This is a genomic window from Rhizobium rhizogenes NBRC 13257 (assembly GCF_000696095.1).
GTDB lineage: Bacteria > Pseudomonadota > Alphaproteobacteria > Rhizobiales > Rhizobiaceae > Rhizobium > Rhizobium rhizogenes.
On the sequence record NZ_BAYX01000022.1, the window covers coordinates 15,020 to 36,448 of the forward strand.

25 protein-coding genes and 1 other RNA gene are annotated in these 21,429 nt (G+C 62.0%); 15 read left to right on the top strand and 11 right to left on the bottom strand.

Annotation, left to right across the window (positions count from 1 at the left end; translation table 11 throughout):
* Positions 1-63: 63 nt before the first annotated feature.
* The 4 genes from dnaJ (at position 64) to RRH01S_RS29305 (ending at position 3,920) form a co-directional block, all read left to right on the top strand.
* Positions 64-1,212: a molecular chaperone DnaJ gene (gene dnaJ, locus RRH01S_RS29285; protein WP_007690240.1), complete on the top strand. Its 1,149-nt coding sequence runs from the start codon at positions 64-66 to the stop codon at positions 1,210-1,212.
* Between the two features lie 296 nt (positions 1,213-1,508).
* Positions 1,509-2,636, top strand: a complete 1,128-nt coding sequence (recF, locus tag RRH01S_RS29295) for a DNA replication/repair protein RecF (RefSeq protein ID WP_007690245.1) — start codon at positions 1,509-1,511, stop codon at positions 2,634-2,636.
* A 37-nt stretch (positions 2,637-2,673) separates the two neighbouring features.
* Positions 2,674-3,444: a molybdopterin-synthase adenylyltransferase MoeB gene (locus tag RRH01S_RS29300; RefSeq protein ID WP_012650709.1), complete on the top strand. Its 771-nt coding sequence runs from the start codon at positions 2,674-2,676 to the stop codon at positions 3,442-3,444.
* Positions 3,441-3,920 (top strand): GNAT family N-acetyltransferase, encoded by a 480-nt coding sequence (locus RRH01S_RS29305; RefSeq protein ID WP_007690251.1) that lies wholly within the window; start codon positions 3,441-3,443, stop codon positions 3,918-3,920. The genes RRH01S_RS29300 and RRH01S_RS29305 overlap by 4 nt, the downstream gene beginning before the upstream one ends.
* A 9-nt stretch (positions 3,921-3,929) precedes the next feature.
* Here RRH01S_RS29305 and RRH01S_RS29310 read toward each other — a convergent pair whose 3' ends face one another.
* Entirely contained in the window at positions 3,930-4,742 is an 813-nt protein-coding gene (locus RRH01S_RS29310; RefSeq protein ID WP_012650708.1) for a class I SAM-dependent methyltransferase, read from the bottom strand.
* Between the two features lie 85 nt (positions 4,743-4,827).
* The gene (locus RRH01S_RS29315; protein ID WP_012650707.1) at positions 4,828-5,829 is read right to left on the bottom strand and encodes a 2-hydroxyacid dehydrogenase; all 1,002 of its coding nucleotides are present in this window, start codon (positions 5,827-5,829) and stop codon (positions 4,828-4,830) included.
* A gap of 190 nt (positions 5,830-6,019) precedes the next feature.
* On the opposite strand from RRH01S_RS29315, the gene RRH01S_RS29320 reads away from it, so the two are divergent.
* Entirely contained in the window at positions 6,020-6,559 is a 540-nt protein-coding gene (locus tag RRH01S_RS29320; protein ID WP_007690257.1) for an SH3 domain-containing protein, read from the top strand.
* A gap of 86 nt (positions 6,560-6,645) precedes the next feature.
* A complete protein-coding gene (locus RRH01S_RS29325) occupies positions 6,646-7,257 on the top strand; it encodes a cadmium resistance transporter (RefSeq protein ID WP_229202563.1) in 612 nt (203 codons plus the stop codon).
* Positions 7,258-7,337: 80 nt separating this feature from the next.
* Here RRH01S_RS29325 and RRH01S_RS29330 read toward each other — a convergent pair whose 3' ends face one another.
* Positions 7,338-8,330: an adenosine kinase gene (locus tag RRH01S_RS29330; protein WP_007690259.1), complete on the bottom strand. Its 993-nt coding sequence runs from the start codon at positions 8,328-8,330 to the stop codon at positions 7,338-7,340.
* Between the two features lie 406 nt (positions 8,331-8,736).
* On the opposite strand from RRH01S_RS29330, the gene RRH01S_RS29335 reads away from it, so the two are divergent.
* Positions 8,737-9,681 carry an AEC family transporter gene (locus tag RRH01S_RS29335; RefSeq protein WP_012650705.1) on the top strand — a complete coding sequence of 315 codons (945 nt, stop codon included), beginning with the start codon at positions 8,737-8,739 and terminating at the stop codon, positions 9,679-9,681.
* 141 nt (positions 9,682-9,822) lie between these two features.
* Positions 9,823-10,983: a patatin-like phospholipase family protein gene (locus RRH01S_RS29340; RefSeq protein ID WP_042476483.1), complete on the top strand. Its 1,161-nt coding sequence runs from the start codon at positions 9,823-9,825 to the stop codon at positions 10,981-10,983.
* A 70-nt stretch (positions 10,984-11,053) separates the two neighbouring features.
* On the opposite strand, the gene RRH01S_RS29345 is transcribed toward RRH01S_RS29340, so the two are convergent.
* A complete protein-coding gene (locus RRH01S_RS29345; protein ID WP_007690262.1) occupies positions 11,054-11,641 on the bottom strand; it encodes a c-type cytochrome in 588 nt (195 codons plus the stop codon).
* 151 nt (positions 11,642-11,792) lie between these two features.
* Here RRH01S_RS29345 and RRH01S_RS29350 point away from each other — a divergent pair, with 151 nt between their 5' ends.
* Both RRH01S_RS29350 and RRH01S_RS29355 read left to right on the top strand, forming a co-directional pair.
* Positions 11,793-12,548 carry a 3-deoxy-manno-octulosonate cytidylyltransferase gene (locus tag RRH01S_RS29350; RefSeq protein WP_012650703.1) on the top strand — a complete coding sequence of 252 codons (756 nt, stop codon included), beginning with the start codon at positions 11,793-11,795 and terminating at the stop codon, positions 12,546-12,548.
* Between the two features lie 24 nt (positions 12,549-12,572).
* Positions 12,573-13,427: a prephenate dehydratase gene (locus RRH01S_RS29355; protein ID WP_007690270.1), complete on the top strand. Its 855-nt coding sequence runs from the start codon at positions 12,573-12,575 to the stop codon at positions 13,425-13,427.
* A 96-nt stretch (positions 13,428-13,523) separates the two neighbouring features.
* Here RRH01S_RS29355 and RRH01S_RS29360 read toward each other — a convergent pair whose 3' ends face one another.
* The 5 genes from RRH01S_RS29360 to RRH01S_RS29380 all read right to left on the bottom strand — a co-directional run bounded on the left by RRH01S_RS29360 (position 13,524) and on the right by RRH01S_RS29380 (position 16,387).
* The gene (locus tag RRH01S_RS29360) at positions 13,524-13,892 is read right to left on the bottom strand and encodes a VOC family protein (protein ID WP_007690273.1); all 369 of its coding nucleotides are present in this window, start codon (positions 13,890-13,892) and stop codon (positions 13,524-13,526) included.
* A gap of 122 nt (positions 13,893-14,014) precedes the next feature.
* Entirely contained in the window at positions 14,015-14,236 is a 222-nt protein-coding gene (locus RRH01S_RS29365; RefSeq protein ID WP_131597903.1) for a hypothetical protein, read from the bottom strand.
* Positions 14,237-14,320: 84 nt separating this feature from the next.
* A complete protein-coding gene (locus tag RRH01S_RS29370; RefSeq protein WP_012650702.1) occupies positions 14,321-15,007 on the bottom strand; it encodes a helix-turn-helix transcriptional regulator in 687 nt (228 codons plus the stop codon).
* A 13-nt stretch (positions 15,008-15,020) separates the two neighbouring features.
* The gene (nudC, locus tag RRH01S_RS29375; protein ID WP_007690278.1) at positions 15,021-15,980 is read right to left on the bottom strand and encodes an NAD(+) diphosphatase; all 960 of its coding nucleotides are present in this window, start codon (positions 15,978-15,980) and stop codon (positions 15,021-15,023) included.
* Complete coding sequence (locus RRH01S_RS29380; protein WP_007690280.1) at positions 15,977-16,387, bottom strand: HIT family protein; 411 nt, start codon at positions 16,385-16,387, stop codon at positions 15,977-15,979. Before RRH01S_RS29380 ends, nudC begins: the two co-directional genes overlap by 4 nt.
* 91 nt (positions 16,388-16,478) lie before the next feature.
* Between RRH01S_RS29380 and ffs the strand changes: the two genes are divergently transcribed.
* The 3 genes from ffs (at position 16,479) to RRH01S_RS29390 (ending at position 18,930) form a co-directional block, all read left to right on the top strand.
* An RNA gene (gene ffs / locus RRH01S_RS33735) (signal recognition particle sRNA small type) lies at positions 16,479-16,575 on the top strand.
* A gap of 47 nt (positions 16,576-16,622) precedes the next feature.
* Complete coding sequence (locus tag RRH01S_RS29385; protein ID WP_007690283.1) at positions 16,623-18,500, top strand: DNA polymerase III subunit gamma/tau; 1,878 nt, start codon at positions 16,623-16,625, stop codon at positions 18,498-18,500.
* A 106-nt stretch (positions 18,501-18,606) separates the two neighbouring features.
* A complete protein-coding gene (locus RRH01S_RS29390; RefSeq protein ID WP_007690284.1) occupies positions 18,607-18,930 on the top strand; it encodes a YbaB/EbfC family nucleoid-associated protein in 324 nt (107 codons plus the stop codon).
* A gap of 21 nt (positions 18,931-18,951) precedes the next feature.
* Here RRH01S_RS29390 and RRH01S_RS29395 read toward each other — a convergent pair whose 3' ends face one another.
* Positions 18,952-19,425, bottom strand: coding sequence for an Lrp/AsnC family transcriptional regulator (locus RRH01S_RS29395; RefSeq protein WP_007690286.1), 474 nt, complete (start codon positions 19,423-19,425; stop codon positions 18,952-18,954).
* A gap of 112 nt (positions 19,426-19,537) precedes the next feature.
* On the opposite strand from RRH01S_RS29395, the gene RRH01S_RS29400 reads away from it, so the two are divergent.
* On the top strand, positions 19,538-20,074 hold the full coding sequence (locus RRH01S_RS29400) for an RBBP9/YdeN family alpha/beta hydrolase (RefSeq protein ID WP_012650699.1): 537 nt from the start codon (positions 19,538-19,540) through the stop codon (positions 20,072-20,074).
* 56 nt (positions 20,075-20,130) lie between these two features.
* On the opposite strand, the gene RRH01S_RS29405 is transcribed toward RRH01S_RS29400, so the two are convergent.
* Entirely contained in the window at positions 20,131-20,757 is a 627-nt protein-coding gene (locus RRH01S_RS29405; protein ID WP_007690289.1) for an MOSC domain-containing protein, read from the bottom strand.
* A 57-nt stretch (positions 20,758-20,814) separates the two neighbouring features.
* Between RRH01S_RS29405 and recR the strand changes: the two genes are divergently transcribed.
* On the top strand, positions 20,815-21,420 hold the full coding sequence (gene recR / locus RRH01S_RS29410) for a recombination mediator RecR (RefSeq protein WP_007690290.1): 606 nt from the start codon (positions 20,815-20,817) through the stop codon (positions 21,418-21,420).
* Positions 21,421-21,429 lie beyond the last annotated feature (9 nt).

Genomic DNA, 21,429 nt, shown 5'->3' on the forward strand with positions numbered 1-21,429 from the left:
TAGGAAACTTAGCTCCGGCTGCCTTTTGGCAGCCGGAAATCCATTTCCGGGGTCTAATCCTTAATGGCAAAAGCGGACTACTACGAGACATTGGGCGTCTCCAGGACAGCGGACGAAAAAGAGCTCAAGAGCGCTTTTCGCAAGCTGGCAATGCAATTTCATCCGGACAAGAACCCCGATGACAATGACGCCGAGCGCAAGTTCAAGGAAATCAACGAAGCCTACGAAACGCTCAAGGACCCGAACAAACGCGCGGCCTATGATCGTTACGGCCACGCCGCCTTCGAGCATGGCGGCATGGGCGGCGGCGGTTTTGGTGGCGGCGGCTTCGGCGGCGGTGGCGGTTTCTCCGACATTTTCGAGGATATCTTCGGCGAGATGATGGGCGGCGGCCGTGGCCGCGCACGCTCCTCCGGCGGTCGCGAACGCGGCGCCGATCTTCGCTACAACATGGAAATCTCGCTCGAGGAAGCATTTACGGGCAAGACCGCGCAAATCCGCGTGCCCACCTCAATCACCTGCGACGTCTGCTCCGGTTCCGGCGCCAAGCCGGGCACACAGCCGAAAACCTGCGGCACCTGCCAGGGCTCGGGCCGCGTGCGCGCCGCGCAAGGCTTTTTCTCGGTCGAACGTACCTGTCCGACCTGCCACGGCCGCGGCCAGACCATTCCAGATCCCTGCGGCAAATGCCACGGCCAAGGCCGCATCACCGAAGAGCGCTCGCTCTCAGTCAACATCCCCTCGGGCATCGAGGACGGCACCCGCATCCGCCTGCAAGGCGAAGGCGAAGCCGGCACGCGCGGCGGGCCATCGGGCGATCTCTACATCTTCCTTTCCGTCAAGCCGCATGAATTCTTCCAGCGCGATGGCGCCGACCTTTATTGCGCGGTGCCGATCTCGATGACGACGGCGGCCCTTGGCGGCACCTTCGACGTCGCGACGCTTGACGGCACGAAATCGCGCGTCACCGTCCCTGAGGGCACGCAGGTCGGCAAGCAGTTCCGCCTGAAGGCCAAGGGCATGCCGGTGCTGCGCTCCAGCCAGGTCGGCGATCTCTACATCCAGATCCAGATCGAAACGCCGCAGAAGCTGACCAAGCGCCAACGCGAGCTGCTGCAGGAATTCGAACAGATCTCCTCGAAGGACAATAATCCCGAATCAACCGGCTTCTTCGCCCGGATGAAGGATTTCTTCGACACCTTTAGCGATTAAGCAGCGAATCACACTGCTTCTCATAAAACCGGCCGGTGATTCGGCCGGTTTTTTCGTTTGCAGCCGAATCATCACCCGCCCTCATGGTTCGAGACGGCCCTGCGGGCCTCCTCACCATGAGGACTAACCCTCTCGTCCGAGTCGCAGTTCACTCCACCCTCATCCTGAGCCTGTCGAAGGGCGAGGGTGGCCCAATGCCGCTCCGAACGATCTACGCCGAGAACAACCGGCAAAATCCTTGCACTCGGGCGGGGTTCGGCATACCCCTCGGCCATCGACACGAATCCGGATGACCGATGCCGCACAAGGTTTTCATCTCGCGCCTGAAGCTGACCGACTTTCGCAATTATGCGGCGGCGGCGCTGACGCTTGACGAGCGGCATGTGGTGCTGACCGGCGACAACGGCGCCGGCAAGACCAATCTGATGGAGGCGGTCTCGCTACTCTCGCCCGGGCGCGGCCTGCGGCGTGCGGCCTATGCGGATGTCGTCCGCGTCGCTGCACCGAACGGGTTTTCGATCTTTGCCGAGCTTGAGGGCATGGAGGACACTGTCGAAATCGGCACCGGCGTCGACACGAGCGACGAGACGACGGCGCGCAAGCTCCGGATCAACGGCACGCCGGCCAAGACGGTCGACGAGCTGACCGATCATCTGCGCGTGCTGTGGCTGACGCCGGCCATGGACGGGCTGTTTACCGGCGGCTCCTCCGAGCGCCGCCGTTTTCTCGACCGGCTGGTACTATCGCTCGATCCGGCGCATGGCCGCCGCGCCAGCGATTTCGAGCGCGCCATGCGCAGCCGCAACAGGCTTTTGTCCGAAAGCCGCTTCGATCCCTCCTGGCTTGCCGGCATCGAGGAACAGATGGCGAGCCTCGGCATTGCCATGGCGCTTGCCCGGCAGGAGATGCTCGGCCTTCTCACCCGGTTGATCGCCGAGACGCGTGAGGCGACGCCCTTTCCTTCGGCGGCACTTGAGCTTTCCGGTTTTCTCGACGGACAGTTCGACCGCCCTGCACTCGATCTCGAGGATGCTTACGCCGGGATGCTGCGCGAAGGGCGGTACCGCGACGCGGCCGCCGGGCGCACGCTGGATGGACCGCACCGGACAGATCTCCTGGTGCGCCATCGCGAGAAGGACATGGAGGCGGAACGCTGCTCGACGGGCGAGCAGAAAGCGCTGCTGGTCGGCCTCATCCTCGCCCATGCTCGCCTCGTCGGCAATCTCACCGGCCATGCACCGGTCCTTCTGCTCGACGAAATCGCGGCACATCTGGACGAAGGCCGACGCGCCGCCCTCTTCGACCTGATCGACAGGCTTGGCGGACAGGCTTTCATGACCGGCACCGACAGGGCGATGTTTTCAGCACTTGGCGAGCGGGCGCAATTCTTTACCGTCGCGCATGGCGGCATTACAAAATCGTAGCGGCGAATTTTCTGCGGAGCGTGATATTATCATTGCCATGGACCCTTTGACCCCAGACGAAATCGCCCGTTATCAGCGCCATATCCTGCTTCCCGAAGTGGGCGGCGCGGGCCAACAGAAATTGAAGGCGGCGCGCGTTCTGGTGATCGGCGCCGGCGGGCTCGGCGCACCTGTACTGCAATATCTCGCCGCCGCCGGCGTCGGCACCATCGGCATTGCCGATGACGACCGCGTCTCGCTCTCCAACCTGCAACGGCAAGTGATCCACGATACCGGCACGATCGGCGAGCTGAAGACGCAGAGTGCGGCCGACGCCATCGCGCGGCTTAACCCGCATGTACGCACGATCCGTTTCGAGGAGCGTTTTTCGACGGAGACCGCCGCGCGGCACCTCGCCGGCTTCAACCTCGTCGTCGACGGCTCCGACAATTTCGATACGCGCTATGCCGCCGCCGATGCCGCCGAACTGGCCCGCCTGCCGCTGGTGACCGGTGCAGTCGGCCGGTTCGACGGATCGGTGACGACGCTAAAGCCCTACGAGGACGGTGCGGACGGTGCCCTGAACCCCGGTTACCGCGACCTCTTTCCGACGCCGCCGCCCGAGGGCCTCATCCCCGCCTGCGCCGAGACCGGCATCATCGGTGCGCTCACCGGCGTCATCGGCACGCTGATGGCGATGGAAGCCATCAAGCTGATCACCGGCACCGGCGAACCGCTGATCGGCCGGCTGCTGCTCTATGACGGCCTTGCCGCCCGCTTCGATACGATCCGCTATCGCCGCAAGCGCGCCAGGGCCGCCGCCGAATGAGCGATGTTACCATTCAGTGCCTCGACGACAGCTTCGAGCATTGGGATGAGCTGCTCGCGCTCATCCTTTCCTCCTTCGCCTATATGAACGGCCGGATCGACCCGCCCTCCTCGGCGCTATCGCTGACACCGCAATCACTGAAGGAAAAAGCGGGGACTGAGATCAGCTATATCGCACTCGACGGCAATCGATTAGCTGGCTGCATATTCTGCCGCCCAGAGGCCGAGAGCCTCTATATCGGCAAGCTTGCCATCCTGCCGTCGGAGCAGGGCAAAGGGATCGGCCGACAGCTATTGACGCTTGCGGAGACAACGGCGCTGGAGCGCGGGCTCAACGCATTGCGGCTGGAAACACGGATCGAGCTGACCGACAATCACGCGACTTTCGCACGCTGGGGATTCCGGAAAACTGCCGAGAACCGTCATGCGGGTTTCGATCGCACGACATCGATCGAGATGCGCAAGACTCTAATCTGAGGCACGTAGCTAGGCCACGGCCACGATGACGTGAGCTTGAATTTTGGCGGCAACAGCGCCCTCGCTATGCCTGCCTGTAATCACGGATGTGGCATAGTCGGTTGCGGCGTTCAGTTTTCCCGCTTCCCTCGCCTCGATCTCGTTGCGAAGAAGAGTTCCCTGACAATAGGCAACGGCCGGTATGCGCGGCGAGGATGCACGGCTTTGTTCGGCTCTCGTCTCAATCATCACCCGGGAGAAACCTGCCTCCTCCAGCTCGCTGCGGATCAGTGCCGTATCGTGGTAGCCGTGCGGCGTGCGTGCCAGAAAGCGCGGCGGATCTTTCGGAAACATCTCAGCGAGAGCATTCGTCACGTCATTCGCAAATACATTTTCCTCAATCCGATCCCATACGTTGAATAGAAAATGCCCTCCGGGCTTCAGGACCCGCTTTGCTTCGCGGTAGGCAGATACGCGGTCGGGAAAGAACATCGCGCCGAACTGACAGCAAACGAGATCGAAGGCCGCATCTTCGAACGGCAATGCCATAGCATCCGCCTGATGCCATTGGATGCGACTGTCGGGACCTTGTCTCGAAGCGGCATAGTCGAGCATCGGCTGGTTGAGGTCGGTGACGATATAGCTTGCGTCGGAGGATAGTTTAGGCGCCAACAAGCGGGTCACGACCCCAGTGCCCGCGGCGATCTCCAAGACGGCACTTGGCGCCAGGGACGCTGCTCGTCGTGCAAGATCCACGGCGAACGGCTCGAAAATCAACGGCACCATATAGCGGTCGTAGTTTTCCGGGATAGAGCCGGCGAATACTTTGTCCGTTTCCAGCATTGCCATCACCCGTCGTGCGTTTGATAGCCCGCGAGTATAGCACATAATTGTCCGCTTGGTCGTTTTCGACCGAAGGCGATCTAGCTCAGCGGAACGGCAGAACGCGATTCGGCGGGCGGTGGCCGTCGATGAAGGTGCGGATGTTGATGATCACCTTGTCGCCCATGTCGATGCGGCTTTCGAGCGTGGCCGAGCTCATATGCGGCAGCAGGACGACCTTGCCCTCGTTGGCGAGCTTCACCAGTTTCGGATTGACGGCCGGCTCGTTCTCGAAAACGTCGAGGCCGGCGCCGGCGATCTTGCCCTCGCGCAGGATCTTGATGAGCGCCGTCTCGTCGATGACGTCGCCGCGCGACGTGTTGACGATGTAGCTGGTCGGCTGCAGCAGCGCGAGCCGCCGCGCCGAGATCAGGTGGAAGGTCGCAGGCGTCGACGGGCAATTGACCGAAACGATATCGACGCGAGCCAGCATCTGGTCGAGGCTGTCCCAATAGGTCGCCTCGAGCTCGTCTTCCGTTGCCGTGCTGACGCGCTTGCGGTTGTGATAGTGGATTGATAGGCCGAAGGCCTTGGCGCGGCGGGCGACGGCGGTGCCGATGCGGCCCATGCCGACGATGCCGATGCGCTTGCCGTGAATGCGGCGGCCGAGCATCCAGGTGGGCGACCAGCCGGCCCATTCGCCGGGCTTGTCCGTCAGCACCCGCGCACCTTCGGCAAGCCGACGCGGCACGGCAAGAATCAGCGCCATGGTCATGTCGGCCGTGTCCTCGGTGAGCACGTTCGGTGTGTTGGTGACCGTAATGCCCTTGCGGGCGGCGGCTTCGACGTCGATATGGTCTGTGCCGTTGGAAAAGCTGGCGATCAGCTTCATCTGCGGTCCGGCTTCCTCGATCAGCGCCGCGTCGATACGGTCGGTGACCGTCGGCACCAGCACATCGACCGTCCGCACGGCTTCGGCGAGCTCTGCCTGCGTGCGCGGCACGTCGTCAATGTTGAGTTCGGCATCGAACAGCTCGCGCATCCGCGTCTCGACCGCATCGGGCAGTTTGCGCGTGACGTAGACCTTCGGTTTTTTCTTCGTCGTCATGGCGAGCGCGGGTGCCTTGTTCAGATGTTTTTAACCAAGAAGCAGGATAATTTTCCCGTTCCGGGCATTTCTACCAGACCCGCAGGCGAAGACAAACAAAACTCGCTGGCGGCGCCGAGGATTTGCCGATGGTCGGAGCAAATAGGCAGCCTGACAGCGCCTTGATCATGATGAACGAACGGAAACCCCTATGCGTGGCAAAGTATTGAAGTCCTGCGCTGTTTTCGCGATCGGCCTGATGATGGCCGGCGCCACCGCCGATCTTGCCGCGGCCCAGGCCGCCAAGGGACCGAGCGGATTGCCGCTGCCGCGCTTCGTCACGCTGAAGTCGAAGCGCGTCAACCTGCGCGTCGGACCAAGCGCGGACTATGCCGTCTCGTGGCTCTATCTCAAGCAGGGCCTGCCGGTCGAGATCATCCAGGAATACGACAATTGGCGGCGCGTGCGTGACGCCGACGGCACCGAGGGCTGGGTCAACCAGTCGCTGCTGTCCGGCCAGCGCTCGGCGCTGGCAGCCCCATGGATGAAGGGCAAGGGTAAGGCAGTGTTCGTCAACATGCGCCGCGATGCCCAACCGTCCGGCACCGTCATCGCCAAGCTTCAGCCGGGCGTAATGATGAACGTCCGCGAATGCACCGGCGACTGGTGCCTTGCGACCGCCGACGGCACGGAGGGCTGGGTGGCACAGTCCGAGATCTGGGGTGCTTATCCCGGCGAAGCCTTCAAATAAGCAGCCCTCAAGCTTCGTGACAGCCGCGGCTGCGTGACGTTCGCGGCGCGGCAATTGCCTGGCATCGGAAGCGGAAAGCGGTGATCGTGGACAATATCGTCGGGATTCTCGGCCTTGCCGTCGTCCTGTTCGCATCGACCAATATCGACGACATCTTCGTGTTGCTCGGCTTCTTCGTCGATCCAAAATTCCGCACCCGACAGATCGTGATCGGCCAGTATCTCGGCATTGCCGCCCTTTGCGGCGTAAGCCTGCTGGCCTCCATGATCTCCCTTGTCATTCCCGCTGCCTATATCGGCCTCCTCGGCTTGGCGCCGATCTTTCTTGGCCTGAAAAAGCTGTGGGAGTGGAGGAAAGGCTCCGAGATCGACCACGATCCGGAGGATCATAGCGGTGCATCTATCGGGCACGGCAAGATCGCAGCAGTCGCGATGGTGACGATCGCGAATGGCGGCGACAATATCAGCATCTACACACCACTCTTTGCCACGCGCACCATGGGCGAAATCGCGGTGATCGCCGTCGTCTTTACCGTCCTGACGACCCTATGGCTCAGTGCGGCGCATTTTCTGATCAATCATCCGAGAATCGGCGCACCGATCAGACGCTACGGGCATCGAGTCGTACCCTTCATGCTCGTGGCGCTCGGAACACTCATCCTTTACGAGGCCGGAACCATTCGGTTGTTGTGCCGATAGCGCCCCTTAGTTCGACAAAAAACCGCCCGCAACGATCTGTTGAGGACGGTTTCAATTCGATTGGAAGCGCGTGAGGACTTTTAGAGAAGCCCGAATTCCCTGGCGGCTTCCGACAATGATTTCATCGGCCGGGGGCCGATCTGCTCGATGACGATCGCAGCTGCGAGGTTGCCGAGCTTGCCGCAATCTTCAAGGCTGCGACCCTGGGTATAGCCGAAGAGGAAACCGGCGGCGAAGAGATCACCGGCGCCGGTGGTGTCGACACGCTCCTCGATCGGGTGGGCATCGACGACATAGCGCTCATTGCCGCGCACGATGACGGCCCCGTCCTTGCCGGTGGTGACGGCCGCGATCTTGCAGTCGGCGGCGATCAGTTGCAGCGCCGTGTCGAAATCCTCGGTCTCGTAGAGCGACAGGGCCTCGTCACGATTGGCAAAGACGATATCGACGGTACCAGAGCGCATCAGGTCGAGGAATTCGCCGCGATACCGGCCGACGCAAAAACTGTCGGAGAGCGTCATCGACACTTCCCGGCCATGGGCATGGGCAATGCGGGCACATTCGCGGATCGCTTCCTTGGCGCGCGGCGGATCCCAGAGATAGCCTTCGAAATAGGTGACCTTGGCATCGGCGACGACATCGGGTTCGACATCTTCCGGGCCAAGCTCGACACAGGCGCCGAGATAGGTGTTCATCGAGCGCTCGCCGTCTTCAGTCACGAAGATCATCGAGCGGGCGGTCGGCGGGAACGTGCCCTTCGGCCTCGTCTCGTAATGCACGCCCTGGGCGCGGATGTCGTGCTCGAAGATCTCCCCGAGCTGGTCTTCCGCGACCTTACCGAAATAGGCGGCCCTGCCGCCGAAATTCGCCACGCCCGCCGCCGTATTGCCGGCGCTGCCGCCGGAGGCTTCAAGCGCCGGACCCATGCGCGAGTAGAGAAGTTCGGCACGCTCGGCATCGATGAGATTCATCGCCGCCTTGGTGATCTTGTTGTCGATCAGGAATTGATCGTCGCAGCGCGCGATAATGTCGACGATAGCATTGCCAACGGTCAGTACATCGAAACGAGTCATCAAAAAGGAGCCCCGGTATTGGTGATAGCCGTTAATCGGTATTATCGGTTTTTCGCAAGTTTGGAAGAAGAATCCGCTTATCGCCGGACAACTAAATTCCGATCAGTCATTTGCCTGTCACTTTCCATCTGTAAATGCTTATCAAGCGGCTGGCATGGGACGTTCTCAAGGCATCCAAGGCCAGTCTGGGAAGGTATGATACCTTCCGCCTCACCGGTACGCGCGCCGACCACGGATGAACTGGCGGCTTGTGCACCGGGAGGACTCCGGCGGGAACCGGACGCTGAAAAGCGGGCATAGCCCGCTTTTTTTGTGCCAGCCTGCTTTTCGGCTTTCCACGATGCGGCAAGCTGTTACAACTCTGGGATCATATCCTTGGATCCCACGCCAGATACTCCTCGCCAGCATGTCCGAAATCTTTTCCGATGTTCTCCCGGTTTTCCTGCTGATCCTTGTCGGCTGGGTGATCGTGCGTACCGGCATATTGACGGCCAGTGTCGGCGAGGCGATGAGCGAGTTCGTCTTCAAGATCGCCGTGCCGCTCCTGCTGTTTCAGACCATCGCGGAAGCTGATTTTCGCGGTGCTTCGCCATTCCGGCTGTGGGCCGCCTATTTCGCCGGCGTTGCGGTTACCTGGACGGCCGGCCATCTGGTGGCGACGCGGCTGTTCGGGCGGGATGCCCGCATCGGGGTGCTCGCCGGCGTGTCCTCCGCCTTCGCCAACACCATTTTCGTCGGCCTGCCGCTGGTGGGACGCACGGTCGGCCCTGATGGCATCATGGCGATGTCGATCCTGATTGCCGTGCATCTGCCGACCATGATGATCGCCGGCACGCTGCTGATGGAACAGGCCGAACGCAAGGAAAATGGCGGCGCCGGCCGCAGCACGATCGAGCTCCTGCAACAGGTCGGCAAAAACCTCATCCGCAATCCGCTGGTCATCGGGCTTCTCGGCGGGCTTGTCGTCCACCTCATCGGCATTCCCTTGCCGGCAACGCTTGGCACCGTCGTCGACAACATCGCCAATATCGCCGGCCCGGCCGCCTTGATTTCGCTCGGCATGGCGCTCCGGCAATATGGGGTTTCGGGTAATCTCGGCATCGCCAGCGTCATGGCGGCCTTCAAGCTCGTGCTCCTGCCGGCTTGCGTGCTTGCAGCAAGCTATCTTCTCGGCCTCAGCCAGGAATGGCGGGCCGCCCTCGTGCTGACTGCCGCCGTTCCAACGGGCGTAAACGCCTGGCTGATTGCCAATCGCTTCGGCGTCGGCCACAGTCTCGCTGCATCGACGATCACGCTGACGACCGCGCTCGGCGCATTCTCAGTGTCACTTTGGGCCTATTTGCTCGGCTAGGGCATGCGGCATGCTTATGCGGATTCATCTCCGCCCGATGCTGCGACGATATATCTCCGCCTTCGGAGAAGCAGGCAGGAAAATGGTCATATATTTGCACATCGCCACCGCTATGGATGGAGCGCAGCAAAGGATGGAACCATGAATATTGCAGCGCCACTCACCCCCAATCCGGCTTCGGCCTATGCGCAGAAGGTTTTCGTGCTGCAGGGCGGCGGTGCGCTCGGCTCCTATCAGGCGGGCGCCTTCGAGGCGCTGAGGGAACAGAATATCGAGCCGGACTGGATCGCCGGCATCTCGATCGGCGCCATCAACGCCGCGATCATGGCAGGCAACGTGCCGGGCGAACGGCTGGAGAAGCTGCGGTCCTTCTGGAACAAGGTCAGCGTGCAGATGCCGGTCGACCTCTTGATGAAGAAGCAGCGCAACACCAATCCCTTTTACCGCACCGTCAGCAGCTGGTGGGTCTCCACCTTCGGCGTACCCGGCTTCTTTTCGCCCTGGCAGATCCCATCCTGGTTTCAGGCGCGCGGTTCGGCGGGTGCGACCAGCATCTACGATACCGAGCAACTGCGCCAGACCCTGCTCGACCATGTCGATTTCGACCGCATCAACCACGGTCCGGTCCGGCTCAGCCTCGGCGCCGTCAATGTCCGCACTGGCAATTTCGCCTTCTTCGACAACCGGGACGTCCAGATCAAGCCCGAGCACGTCATGGCAAGCGGCGCGCTGCCGCCCGGCTTCCCGGCCATCAAGATCGGCAGCGAATACTACTGGGACGGCGGCCTGGTCTCCAACACGCCGCTGACCTACGTGCTGCGCAATGGCGCAGACGTCGATACGGTGGTCTTCCAGGTCGACCTCTTCAGCGCGGCCGGCCCGCAGCCGCAGGATCTCGAAGAGGTGGAGGAGCGGCGCAAGGACATTACCTATTCCAGCCGCACCCGGCTCAATACCGACCTGTTTCTCGAGCGCCACCGCCTGCGCCGCACCATCTCGGAGCTTTACGCGCGCCTGCCGGAAGAAGCCAAGGCCGACCCCGCGATCCAGAAGCTGAAGGCGCAATGCTCGGACTACGGCGTTACCATCATCCACCTGATCTACCGCAATAAGCAGTTCCGCTCACATTCGAAGGATTACGAATTCTCGGCGCTGTCGATGCACGAGCATTGGGAGACGGGCCTGCGCGATGCGCGCAAGGCACTGCTGGCGGAGGATTGGCGCGTACCGCCGAACGCCGAGGACGGGCTCAAAGTATATGACATCGACCAGAGAACGCGGTCGCGCCGGCATTCGGTCTGAAGAGCCACCCGAACGGCAAAAACCCGGCCGAGACGGCCGGGTTTTTGGCAATCATTCGCCTGGAATTGCTCTAGTTCGTCGCAGCCGGCGCCGGCGCTGCATTCGGGTCCGGCAGCGGCACCGGCGTATCAGCCAGCGTGCGCAGATAGGCGATCAGGTCGGCGCGGTCCTTTTCCTTCGGCAGGCCGGCAAAGCCCATGGCCGTTCCGGAAATAAACTTCTTCGGCGCGGCTACGAAGTGATAAAGATGATCGTAGGTCCACTTCTCCGCGCCGTCCTTGGAAAAGCCTTTGATGGCGGCGGAATAGGCAAAGCCCTCATGTTCGGCGACCGGACGGTCGACGATGCCCCAGAGATCGGGGCCAACCTTGTTTGGCCCTCCCTTTTCCCCGGAATGACAGGCCTGACACTTCTTGAAGATCGTTTCGCCGACCTTGGCGTCTGCCGTCTGCAGCAATTGCGCGATCGGCGTTTCCTTTGCCTCGGCAGCCTTGCCGCCGGCATCCCCGGCCGGTGCTTCGGCGGCGACAATTTCGAAGCCGGGCTTTTCCGGCGTCTCTGAATGGAAAATAAATCCTGACGCGAGCGACACGGACTTCAGCACGAAAAGTGTGGCTAGAAGTGCCCCGACACCCATGTTCACGTAGGATGAATTCATCTGCTATGCTCCCCTCGCCTCCGGCAGTGACTGCCGGCCCATCTTGAATTCGCGCGAAACCTATGTCTTTTGGCTGTTTCTTGCAACTCTGTAAACGGTCTCCACCATGAGACGTTTTGACACTTTTACGGCGAGAATAGAAGGCCCAACGATGACAGATTCCAACTTAGACAAGACGCTGGTGCTCATTCCGGCCCGGATGGCCTCCACGCGCCTGCCGGGCAAACCGCTCGCCGATATTTGCGGCCTGCCAATGATCGTACAGGTTGCCAAGCGCGCGCGCGAGGCGGCGATCGGTCGCATCGTCGTCGCCGTCGATCATGACGATACCTATGCCGCCGTTGCCAATGCCGGTTTCGATGTCGTCATGACGGGCATGGATCATCAATCCGGCTCCGATCGCATCCATGAAGCGCTGCGGGCCGTGGATCCGGATGGCCGCGCCGAGATCATCGTCAATGTCCAGGGCGACCTGCCGACCATCGATCCCGAAACCATCCGCGCCTCGCTGCGCCCGCTCGAAAACCCTGCCGTCGACATCGCGACGCTGACCGTCGAGATCAAGGACGAGGAAGAAAAGACCTTGCCGAGCGTCGTCAAGGTCGTCGGCTCTGCTATTTCCGAAAGCCGGCTGCGCGCACTCTACTTTACCCGCGCCACCGCCCCTTACGGCAAGGGGCCGCTCTATCATCACATCGGCCTCTATACCTATCGCCGCGCCGCGCTGGAAAGGTTCGTCAGCCTCGGCCCTTCGCCGCTGGAAAAGCGCGAATCGCTGGAGCAATTGCGGGCGCTGGAGGCCGGCATGCGTATCGATGTCGAGATCGTTGACACGATCCCGCTCGGTGTCGATACTGCCGCCGACCTCGAAAAGGCCCGACGCATCCTTTCCGGCGCCTCTCGCTGACATCCCCCCCTTAAAGGCAGTCCCATGACCACCAAGACCAACAAGATCTCCTTCCAGGGCGAGTATGGCGCCAATTCCGACATGGCCTGCCGCGACATGTTCCCGACGATGGAGCCGCTGCCGTGCCAGACCTTCGAGGACGCCTTCACCGCAGTCGATAGCGGCGAGGCCGATCTCGGCATGATCCCGATCGAAAACACGATCGCCGGCCGCGTTGCCGACATCCACCACATGCTGCCCGAATCGCACCTGCATATCGTCGGCGAATATTTCATGCCGATCCGCTTCCAGCTGATGGTGCTGCCGGGCGTCAAGAAGGAAGAGATCCGCACCGTCCATAGCCACATCCACGCGCTCGGTCAGTGTCGCAAGATCGTGCGCGCCAACGGCTGGAAGCCGGTCATCGCCGGCGATACAGCGGGCGCAGCCAAGCTGGTGCAGGAAACCGGCGACCGTACGATGGCGGCGCTGGCGCCGCGGCTGGCCGCCGACCTTTACAAGCTCGATATCGTCGCGGAAAATGTCGAGGACACCGAGGACAACGTGACGCGCTTCGTCATCCTGTCGCGCGAGGAGAAATGGGCGGAGCGCAGCTCGCCGGAAGAGAAGATCGTCACGACCTTCGTCTTCAACGTCCGCAACATTCCGGCCGCCCTCTACAAGGCGCTCGGCGGCTTTGCCACCAACGGCATCAACATGACGAAGCTGGAAAGCTACCAGCTCGGCGGCCGTTTTGTAGCGACGCAGTTCTACGCCGACATCGAGGGCCATCCGACCGACGCGAATGTGCAACGCGCGCTGGAGGAATTGCGGTTCTTCTCGGAGAAGGTCCGGATATTGGGGGTCTATAAGGGACATCCGATGCGGGGGCAGCTTTAATAGCTGCCGCGCGGCTGGGCGCAAAATACCAGCCCTCATGGTGAGGAGGCCCAAAGGGCCGTCTCGAACCACGAGGGTGGGTGACTGCTGTGCAGCTTACTTATCCGGCTCGCAAACCCTCAGCCTATGACCATCCGGATCCAACACGACGAAAGTCGGGCCGAAATCCAGCGTCGTCAGCTCCTGCGCGACCGGCAGGCCACGTGCCTTCCAGTCCTTGTAATGTGCCGCCACCGCCCCTTCGCCCTCGACCATGAAGGCGAGTTCGCCGCGGCTGCCGATGGCCGACGGCTGCGGTTCGACGCTGCTACGGCGCCAGAGGCCCAGGGTGAAACCGTTGTCGAGCGGGAAGGCCACGAAATTCGGCGCGGCAACGGCCGGCTCGCGGCCGAGCAGATCGCGATAGAAGGGTATGCTTTCGGCCGGGTCCTTGACGTAGAAGATAATGAGATTCGGGCTGGTCATTGGGATATTCCTCCTGATGTTAGGGATATGACGGCAATATCGGTCCCGGCCGACAGGTCATGACGGACCTTGCCGGAGCAAATGATTGTCGAAAGGTTGACTGGGATGCTTCTCAGATGCGCCTATCGCAGGTGGCTGTCCTCGCGATACGGGGCGCACCCGTCGAGAAAACCGAGATCGCGTTTCATAAAGTCGAGTGTTTCGTCGAGATCGAGGCGAGAACTGTGCCGCGCGAAATGGCCAAGTGCCGCCTGCGCAAGCCGTTGCAGCCAAGCCTGCGCCAGCGACGCATCAACTGCAGAACGATGCGTGTCCTCTCTGGCGATGAAACTGGGGCTTTCCATGATCGGTCCTCCTTCCTGTGTGGAATAGGAGCGATAATAACCGTCCATACTGACAGTTTCTGGCAGTAGTATGCTGCTCAGGGATCAATCGTGGACCATGCCCTGCTGCTTGTGCCATTCCTTCGCCAGCACGACGCGTCGTCGCGGGTAGCGGGTCTCGAGCACCGCGAAATCGACAATGCGATCGGCGCGGAAATGACGAAAATCCTGGCGCAGTTCGCACCAGCCCATGACCATGCGGACTTCATCGAAATAGCCGAGCGCAAAGGGCCAGATGCGCCGGGTCGAAATGGCGCCGTTCACATCGCCATAGGTAAGCTGCACGATGCGTTCGGAGCGGATCGCTTTGCGCATGAGGGAGAGGTCGGCCTTATCCTCCAGCGCGCGGCGGGTGGCGACGACGAGCGTCGCCTGCTCGACGGTCTCGCGCATGTCGTCGGGCAGGACGGCAGCGATCTTGGCAAGCGCATCCGCGCCGGCGGCGGCAAGGCGCTCGTCCGCCGCGCGCGCCACCCAGCGGGAGCCGAGCACCAAGGCTTCGATCTCGTCCTGGGAGAACATCATCGGCGGCAGCATGAAGCCGGGTTTCAGGACATAGCCGATGCCCGGCTCGCCCTCGATCATGGCACCCTGCGACTGAAGGCTAGCGATATCGCGATAGAGCGTACGCAGGCTGACGCCGGTTTCACCCGCCAGAACCGCGCCGCTGACCGGACGGCGATAGCGCCGGAGCGTCTGCAACAGGGTCAGCAAGCGTTCCGAGCGCGCCATGGCAAAGGAGGACCTATCGTTTCCATTCCACCCAGTCGCGCATCAGGCGATGGGCGATGGCGCCCTTGGGCGGGGAGGTATTGCCGGAGGCCGAGACGCGATCGAGCATCTCGAGCGTTTCTTCCGGCGTGAACCAGCGGCAATCGTCGAGCTCGGTGGCGTCGATATGAATCTCCGTCGACTTCGCCTCGGCATAGCAGCCGATCATCAGGGAATGTGGCATCGGCCAGGGTTGCGAGGCGTGGTAACGCACGCGGCCGGTCTGGATGCCCGATTCTTCATGCGTCTCGCGGCGCACGGCATTCTCGATGGTTTCGCCCGGCTCGACGAAACCGGCGAGACAGGAATACATGCCCGGCGCGAAATGGTGGCTGCGGCCGAGCAAGCAGAGATTTCTCTCCTCGTCGACCGTCAGCATGATGACGACGGGATCGGTGCGCGGGAAGATCATGTGTTCGCAGGCGGTACAGACCCGCTTGTAACCGCCGATGCGGCTTTCCATCACCGAGCCGCAGCGGCCGCAGAAGCGGTTGTCGCTGTTCCAGCGGATAAGGCTCATGCCCTGCGCCGCCTCGCCGAGAATTTCGCCTTCAAGCAGGAAATCGCGCCAAAGCGAGCGCATGTCGGCGGGCTTGTAGTGGCTGGCAAGCTCGTCGGCATTGATCCGCACCGGCACGGCCAGCCGCGGCTCGCCGGTCTTGCGGTAGCCGAGCAGTACGGCCGCTTCCCAGTCGGGATCGAGCTCCTGCAATTCGTAGCGCGCAAACAGCGGATCGAGTACCTGCCCGTCATGCTTCAGAACCAGCTTGTCCCTGGCAAAAGCAAGGATATGCGTGCCTTCCTTCGAAAGTGCGCGCTGGATCGTTTCCTCGTCACGATGCTCGGCGTCCCGGTTTAGCTGGTTTTCCGCAAAGGCGGTGAGGCTGCTGGCTTCCGGGTGAGGCGCATCCGAAGAGAAGATCGAGTGGTTCATTGTGAAAGCGTGTCCCGCAACTTGGCTATGAAGCTGTTCATGTCTTCGTCCGTATAGGGTTCCGCCTTGCCGTGGCCCCAGATCGGACCGGGCCAGTTCGCGTCCCCTTCGAACCGTGCAATCACATGAACATGAAGCTGTCGGACGATATTTCCAAGAGCCCCGACGTTGATTTTTGTCGCCCCGGTCACCGTCTTCAGGGCAGCGGCCACCTTGTTGGTCTCGAAGGTCAGCAGAACCTGGTCTAGCGGTGTCAGTTCGAATATTTCCGATATGCCGGGCCGGCGGGGCACCAGCACCAGCCACGGCCAGCGGCTGTCCTTCGACAGGCGCACGTCGCAAAGGCCGGTGATCGTCACGGAAACGCTGTCATTCGCCAGACGATCGTCGAGCGTAAATTCCTTCAATGAGTGATCCTCCGGTGTTTTTTCAAATGTTTAGCAGTTTTTTTTGGCCTTGGCTTGCTTTTGATGACGATATTGCCGATATGTGCCTTCGGGAGGTTGGTGGTGGACGAGCCACTCGCCAACCGGGTCAGGTCCGGAAGGAAGCAGCCCCAACGAGCCCGGCACGGGTCATCGTGCCAGCCTCCCACCCTTTTTGAAAGCAAGGCCCGGCTTTCTGCGGGCAATAAGCAGGGCCATGAGCGACACCGAGCGACAAGCAAAAGATGCCGCTTCGACCGGCACCGGTTACCGGGTGCTGGCCCGCAAATATCGGCCCAAGGATTTCACAGACCTGATGGTCGGCCAGGAGCCGATGGTTCGCACGCTGACCAATGCGTTCGAAACCGGTCGTATTGCCCAGGCCTATATGCTGACCGGCGTGCGCGGTGTCGGCAAGACGACGACGGCCCGTATTCTGGCGCGCGCGCTGAACTATCGAACCCCTGAGATCGATCGACCGACCATCGACCTGCGCGAGCCCGGCGAACATTGCCAGGCGATCATGGAAGGCCGGCATGTCGACGTCATCGAGATGGATGCCGCCTCCCATACCGGCATCGACGATATCCGCGAGATCATCGAGCAGGTGCGCTACCGTCCGGTTTCGGCGCGCTACAAAGTTTACATCATCGACGAAGTGCACATGCTGTCGACGGCCGCCTTCAACGGATTGTTGAAGACACTGGAAGAGCCGCCGGAGCATGTGAAGTTCATCTTCGCCACCACCGAAATTCGCAAAGTGCCGATCACGGTCTTGTCGCGCTGCCAGCGCTTCGATCTGCGCCGCATCAGCGCCTCGGATCTTGTGGGACTGTTCACCACCATTGCCGGCAAAGAAGGCATCGAGGCGGAGCCGGAAGCGCTCGCCATGATCGCCCGCGCCGCCGAGGGATCGGCCCGTGACGGCCTGTCGCTGCTCGACCAGGCAATCGCGCATGGCAGTGGCGTGGTCGTGGCCGACGCCGTTCGCTCGATGCTGGGTCTTGCTGACCGCGCCCGCATCGTCGATCTCTTCCACCACATCATCAAGGGCGATGTCGCAGCCGCTTTGGCGGAATTCAACAGCCAATATGAGGCAGGCGCCAATCCCGTCGTCGTACTGACAGATCTTGCCGATTTCACCCATCTCGTCACCCGCCTGAAATATGTGCCTGACGCTGCCAACGATCCATCGCTGAGCGAAGTCGAGCGCAACAAGGCCGCGGAATTCGCGCAAGGCGTCGCCGTGACGACGCTGTCGCGCATCTGGCAGATGCTCCTGAAGGGCATACCGGAGACGGAAAGCGCTGCGCGCACGGCCGGTGCCGCCGAAATGGTGCTGATCCGGCTGGCGCATGCCGCCCATCTGCCGGCGCCGGAAGACGCGGCGCGGCGGCTTGCCGAATTCTCCGACGGCAATGGCAATGGCGGCGTGCGTCCCTCGCCCAGCGGTCATGGCAATGGCGGCGGAACGCAGGTTTCTTATCAAGGCAATGTGATGGCCCGCGCCGTCGAGACAGCTCCGCCGCGACCGACGCCACAGGCGCCTGTCGCCATGCTGCGCGCGGTTCCGAATACGCAGCCGGACTCCGCCCCCGTCGGTCGCATCGAACAGAAGCCGGTTGAAGCGCCGAAGCCGCTGATTGCCATCAATTCAATGACCGACATTGCCGAACTGGCCGGCCAGAAGCGCGATCCGAAACTGAAAGCGATGGTGCGCAGCTTCGTTCGTCCGGTGCGGCTGGAACCGGGTCGGCTCGATGTCAGCCTGACGCCGGGCGCGCCGGGCACGCTCTTGAACGAGCTTGCCGTCAAGCTGAAGGAGTGGACCGGCATCCACTGGATCGTCAGCCTCAGCCGCGACGAAGGCGAGCCGACAGTGGTGGAAGCCGAAGCGAATGCGCAGCGGCAGCGGGTTGCCGATGCTCGGCAAGACCCCGACGTCGCGGCGATCCTGTCGCAATTTCCAGGCGCCAAGATCATCGACGTTCGCGTGCGTGCGCCGGATGTGGAGGAAGAGGAACAGGTCGCCGCACCGGCCGCCGCCGAATCCGACGAAGGCGATATTCTGCCGGGCGACGACATCGAATTCTAAGGGCACGATACCGAACCAAAGAGCCACACCGTAAAATCTGTTGGGTGGCTTTCGAAACATATTGTACTAAATCATAATGAAAGACGCGGAAGAAGGACGAGCGACGATGCGCGACATCATGGGCATGATGGGCAAAGTGAAGGAAATGCAGGCCAAGATGGAGAAGATGCAGGCGGAGATCGCCGACATCCGCGTCGAAGGCAAGGCAGGCGGCGGCCTCGTCACCGTCACCGTCAACGGCAAGGGCCTGATGCTGGGCATCAAGATCGATCCGTCGCTCTTCAAGGAAGACGACGTCGAAATCCTCGAGGACCTGATCGTCGCCGCCAACAAGGACGCCCAGGACAAGGCCGAGGCGATCACCGCCGAAAAGACCCGCGAACTCACCGCCGGCCTGCCGATCCCGCCCGGCTTCAAGATGCCTTTCTGATTGGCACACTCCTGAAAAGATTCAGCGCACCGTCTTGCGGATGAGTTCGCGGCCGATCGGTTTAGCCGGCTCGTTCCGCAACACCAGCGATGTCGTCACGGCGCCGTGCCGGGCGATGGAATCGACGATGGTTTCAAGGTCGGTCGGCGACGGCACCAGCACCTTGAGCAGGAAGCAATCCTCTCCGGTCAGCCGCAGGACCTCGATGATCTCCGGCATTTCCGAGAACTGCTTGAGGTAGGGGCGGATATGCTCATGCGTCGTCCGCAACCGGATCACGGCCATCATGCCGAGGCCGACGGCGGTGGGATCGACGATGGCACGATAGCCGGCGATGATGCCGCGCTCCTCAAGCCGCTTCAGGCGCTCGGACGCGGCCGGCTGCGACAGGCCGACACGGCGGCCGAGTTCGGATACGGAAATCCGCCCATCCTGCTGCAGGATCTCGATCATCGACAGATCGGTCGGATCCAGTTCTCTCTCGAAGCTTTCCATGTCTGAACCTTCAATTCATCGGCGGACATAAATTTTATCCGATGGATTGCAATGTCAATGGCGGGAGCGACATGCCAATCTCGCGCCGTCAACAGACCGCGAGAGGAAAGATATGAGCGATATCATTGTGTTGCCTGGCCTTGGCGGGTCCGGGGAAGGCCACTGGCAAACCCTGTGGGAGCAACAGGACCCGCGAATGCGCCGGTTTCAGCCGGCGAGTTGGGACAGGCCGGAGCTTACCGACTGGATCGCCGCGCTCGATCGCAAGATTGGCCGGGCGAAGACGCCGCCGATCCTCATCGCCCATAGCCTTGCCTGCCAGTTCATCGCACATTGGGCGGTTTCCGCGAAAACGGAAATCCTCGGCGCATTTCTCGTCGCGGTGCCGGATCCGACCGGCGAGGTCTATCTGGGTGGAGCCCCGAGCTTCGCCAATCCGCCACGCCAAAGGCTGCCGTTTCCATCGCTCCTTGTTACCAGCACCGACGATCCCTACGGCCCGTTCGACTATGCCAAGGAAAGCGCCTCCGTCTGGGGCAGCGAACTCATCGATGTCGGCCCGCTCGGCCACATCAATTCCGCCTCGGGGATCGGTGATTGGCCAGAGGGCCAGGCTCTTTTCCGGCGCTTCTCGGCCGGGCTTGGCTGAAAGACCAAAGCCAGAAGCGTCCTTGGAGTTGTCGCCGCGATCTCCGTGTGGAAAGCCTAGGAACCGGCGGCTTCGCTTTCGAGCATCGCCCGCAGCTTATGATGAATGGGGGTGGAGAGATAGCGCGCCCGGTCCTGCGGCGACAATCGCTGGCCGTGGGTGGCGATCATTTCCGGCATGGTGACCCTGGCGCCCGCATAGGGGATATGGGTCACCGCCATTCCGGCGGCGACCGTTCCGGCCGTCTTCACGCGGCAATAAATGCCGGGACGACGCGCCTGGAAATAGCGCTTGACGAATTTCGGATCGCCCATCTTTGCCGCGAAGGTGGCGCAGGGAACGCGGGCCGAGGTGACTTCCAAAACAAGATCGCCAGCTATAAACCTGTCGCCGACGGCGATCTCGCAATTGTCCAGCCCGTCGATGACGAGATTCTCGCCGAACGCGCCGGGCTCCAACCGGCGTCCGAGCTCGCGCGACCACCAGTCCAGCGTCAGCGATCCCTCGACATAGGCGGCCTGGTCCACCCCGCCATGATGCACCCGATTGCAGATCGCATCGCCGATCAGGCCTTTGGCATCGATCATCACGGCGGCGCCGACGGCATGCTTGTTGATGCCGGTCTTGCTTTTCCTGCCGGGGAGCATTTCGGCCGCGCCAATGCAGACGGCGAGAATTTTCATGGGGCGATCATCCCTTCCGTGATTCCGTTCCCGCAACTTATCGGCTAAAAGCCTCCCATGGCAAAGCGAGTCACCGGCCCCGAAATCGAAAAGCTCATCCAGCTCCTGGCGAAGGTGCCGGGCCTTGGCCCGCGCTCGGCGCGCCGGGCCGCATTGCACCTAATCAAGAAGAAAGACCAGCTTCTCGGCCCTCTCTCCCACGCCATGGGCGAGGCCTATGACAAGGTGAAGATCTGCTCGCGTTGCGGCAATGTCGACACCGTCGATCCCTGCACCGTCTGCACCGATGGCCACCGCGACCAGTCCGTCATCATCGTCGTCGAAGATGTCGCCGACCTCTGGGCGCTGGAGCGCGCCGCCGCGATGAATGCCGCCTATCATGTGCTTGGCGGCGTTCTCTCCCCGCTCGACGGCGTCGGCCCCGACGATCTCAACATTCGCGGCCTGATCCAGCGTGTCGGCGAAGGCGGCGTCCGCGAAATCATCATCGCCGTCAACGCCACCGTCGAAGGACAAACCACAGCACACTATATAACCGACCAGCTCGCCGGCCTGGAGGTGAAGATCACCCGGTTGGCCCACGGCGTGCCCGTCGGCGGCGAGCTCGACTATCTCGACGAGGGCACGCTGACGGCGGCGCTCAGGGCGCGGACGGCGATTTGAGGGAGGGAC

Excerpts from the sequence above, each read along its gene's own strand:
- dnaJ (WP_007690240.1), top strand. The coding sequence starts at position 64 with ATGGCAAAAGCGGACTACTACGAGACATTGGGCGTCTCCAGGACAGCG.
- recF (WP_007690245.1), top strand. The coding sequence starts at position 1,509 with ATGCCGCACAAGGTTTTCATCTCGCGCCTGAAGCTGACCGACTTTCGC.
- RRH01S_RS29300 (WP_012650709.1), top strand. The coding sequence starts at position 2,674 with ATGGACCCTTTGACCCCAGACGAAATCGCCCGTTATCAGCGCCATATC.
- RRH01S_RS29305 (WP_007690251.1), top strand. The coding sequence starts at position 3,441 with ATGAGCGATGTTACCATTCAGTGCCTCGACGACAGCTTCGAGCATTGG.
- RRH01S_RS29310 (WP_012650708.1), bottom strand. The coding sequence starts at position 4,742 with ATGCTGGAAACGGACAAAGTATTCGCCGGCTCTATCCCGGAAAACTAC.
- RRH01S_RS29315 (WP_012650707.1), bottom strand. The coding sequence starts at position 5,829 with ATGACGACGAAGAAAAAACCGAAGGTCTACGTCACGCGCAAACTGCCC.
- RRH01S_RS29320 (WP_007690257.1), top strand. The coding sequence starts at position 6,020 with ATGCGTGGCAAAGTATTGAAGTCCTGCGCTGTTTTCGCGATCGGCCTG.
- RRH01S_RS29330 (WP_007690259.1), bottom strand. The coding sequence starts at position 8,330 with ATGACTCGTTTCGATGTACTGACCGTTGGCAATGCTATCGTCGACATT.
- RRH01S_RS29335 (WP_012650705.1), top strand. The coding sequence starts at position 8,737 with ATGTCCGAAATCTTTTCCGATGTTCTCCCGGTTTTCCTGCTGATCCTT.
- RRH01S_RS29340 (WP_042476483.1), top strand. The coding sequence starts at position 9,823 with ATGAATATTGCAGCGCCACTCACCCCCAATCCGGCTTCGGCCTATGCG.
- RRH01S_RS29345 (WP_007690262.1), bottom strand. The coding sequence starts at position 11,641 with ATGAATTCATCCTACGTGAACATGGGTGTCGGGGCACTTCTAGCCACA.
- RRH01S_RS29350 (WP_012650703.1), top strand. The coding sequence starts at position 11,793 with ATGACAGATTCCAACTTAGACAAGACGCTGGTGCTCATTCCGGCCCGG.
- RRH01S_RS29355 (WP_007690270.1), top strand. The coding sequence starts at position 12,573 with ATGACCACCAAGACCAACAAGATCTCCTTCCAGGGCGAGTATGGCGCC.
- RRH01S_RS29360 (WP_007690273.1), bottom strand. The coding sequence starts at position 13,892 with ATGACCAGCCCGAATCTCATTATCTTCTACGTCAAGGACCCGGCCGAA.
- RRH01S_RS29365 (WP_131597903.1), bottom strand. The coding sequence starts at position 14,236 with ATGGAAAGCCCCAGTTTCATCGCCAGAGAGGACACGCATCGTTCTGCA.
- RRH01S_RS29370 (WP_012650702.1), bottom strand. The coding sequence starts at position 15,007 with ATGGCGCGCTCGGAACGCTTGCTGACCCTGTTGCAGACGCTCCGGCGC.
- nudC (WP_007690278.1), bottom strand. The coding sequence starts at position 15,980 with ATGAACCACTCGATCTTCTCTTCGGATGCGCCTCACCCGGAAGCCAGC.
- RRH01S_RS29385 (WP_007690283.1), top strand. The coding sequence starts at position 16,623 with ATGAGCGACACCGAGCGACAAGCAAAAGATGCCGCTTCGACCGGCACC.
- RRH01S_RS29390 (WP_007690284.1), top strand. The coding sequence starts at position 18,607 with ATGCGCGACATCATGGGCATGATGGGCAAAGTGAAGGAAATGCAGGCC.
- RRH01S_RS29395 (WP_007690286.1), bottom strand. The coding sequence starts at position 19,425 with ATGGAAAGCTTCGAGAGAGAACTGGATCCGACCGATCTGTCGATGATC.
- RRH01S_RS29400 (WP_012650699.1), top strand. The coding sequence starts at position 19,538 with ATGAGCGATATCATTGTGTTGCCTGGCCTTGGCGGGTCCGGGGAAGGC.
- RRH01S_RS29405 (WP_007690289.1), bottom strand. The coding sequence starts at position 20,757 with ATGAAAATTCTCGCCGTCTGCATTGGCGCGGCCGAAATGCTCCCCGGC.
- recR (WP_007690290.1), top strand. The coding sequence starts at position 20,815 with ATGGCAAAGCGAGTCACCGGCCCCGAAATCGAAAAGCTCATCCAGCTC.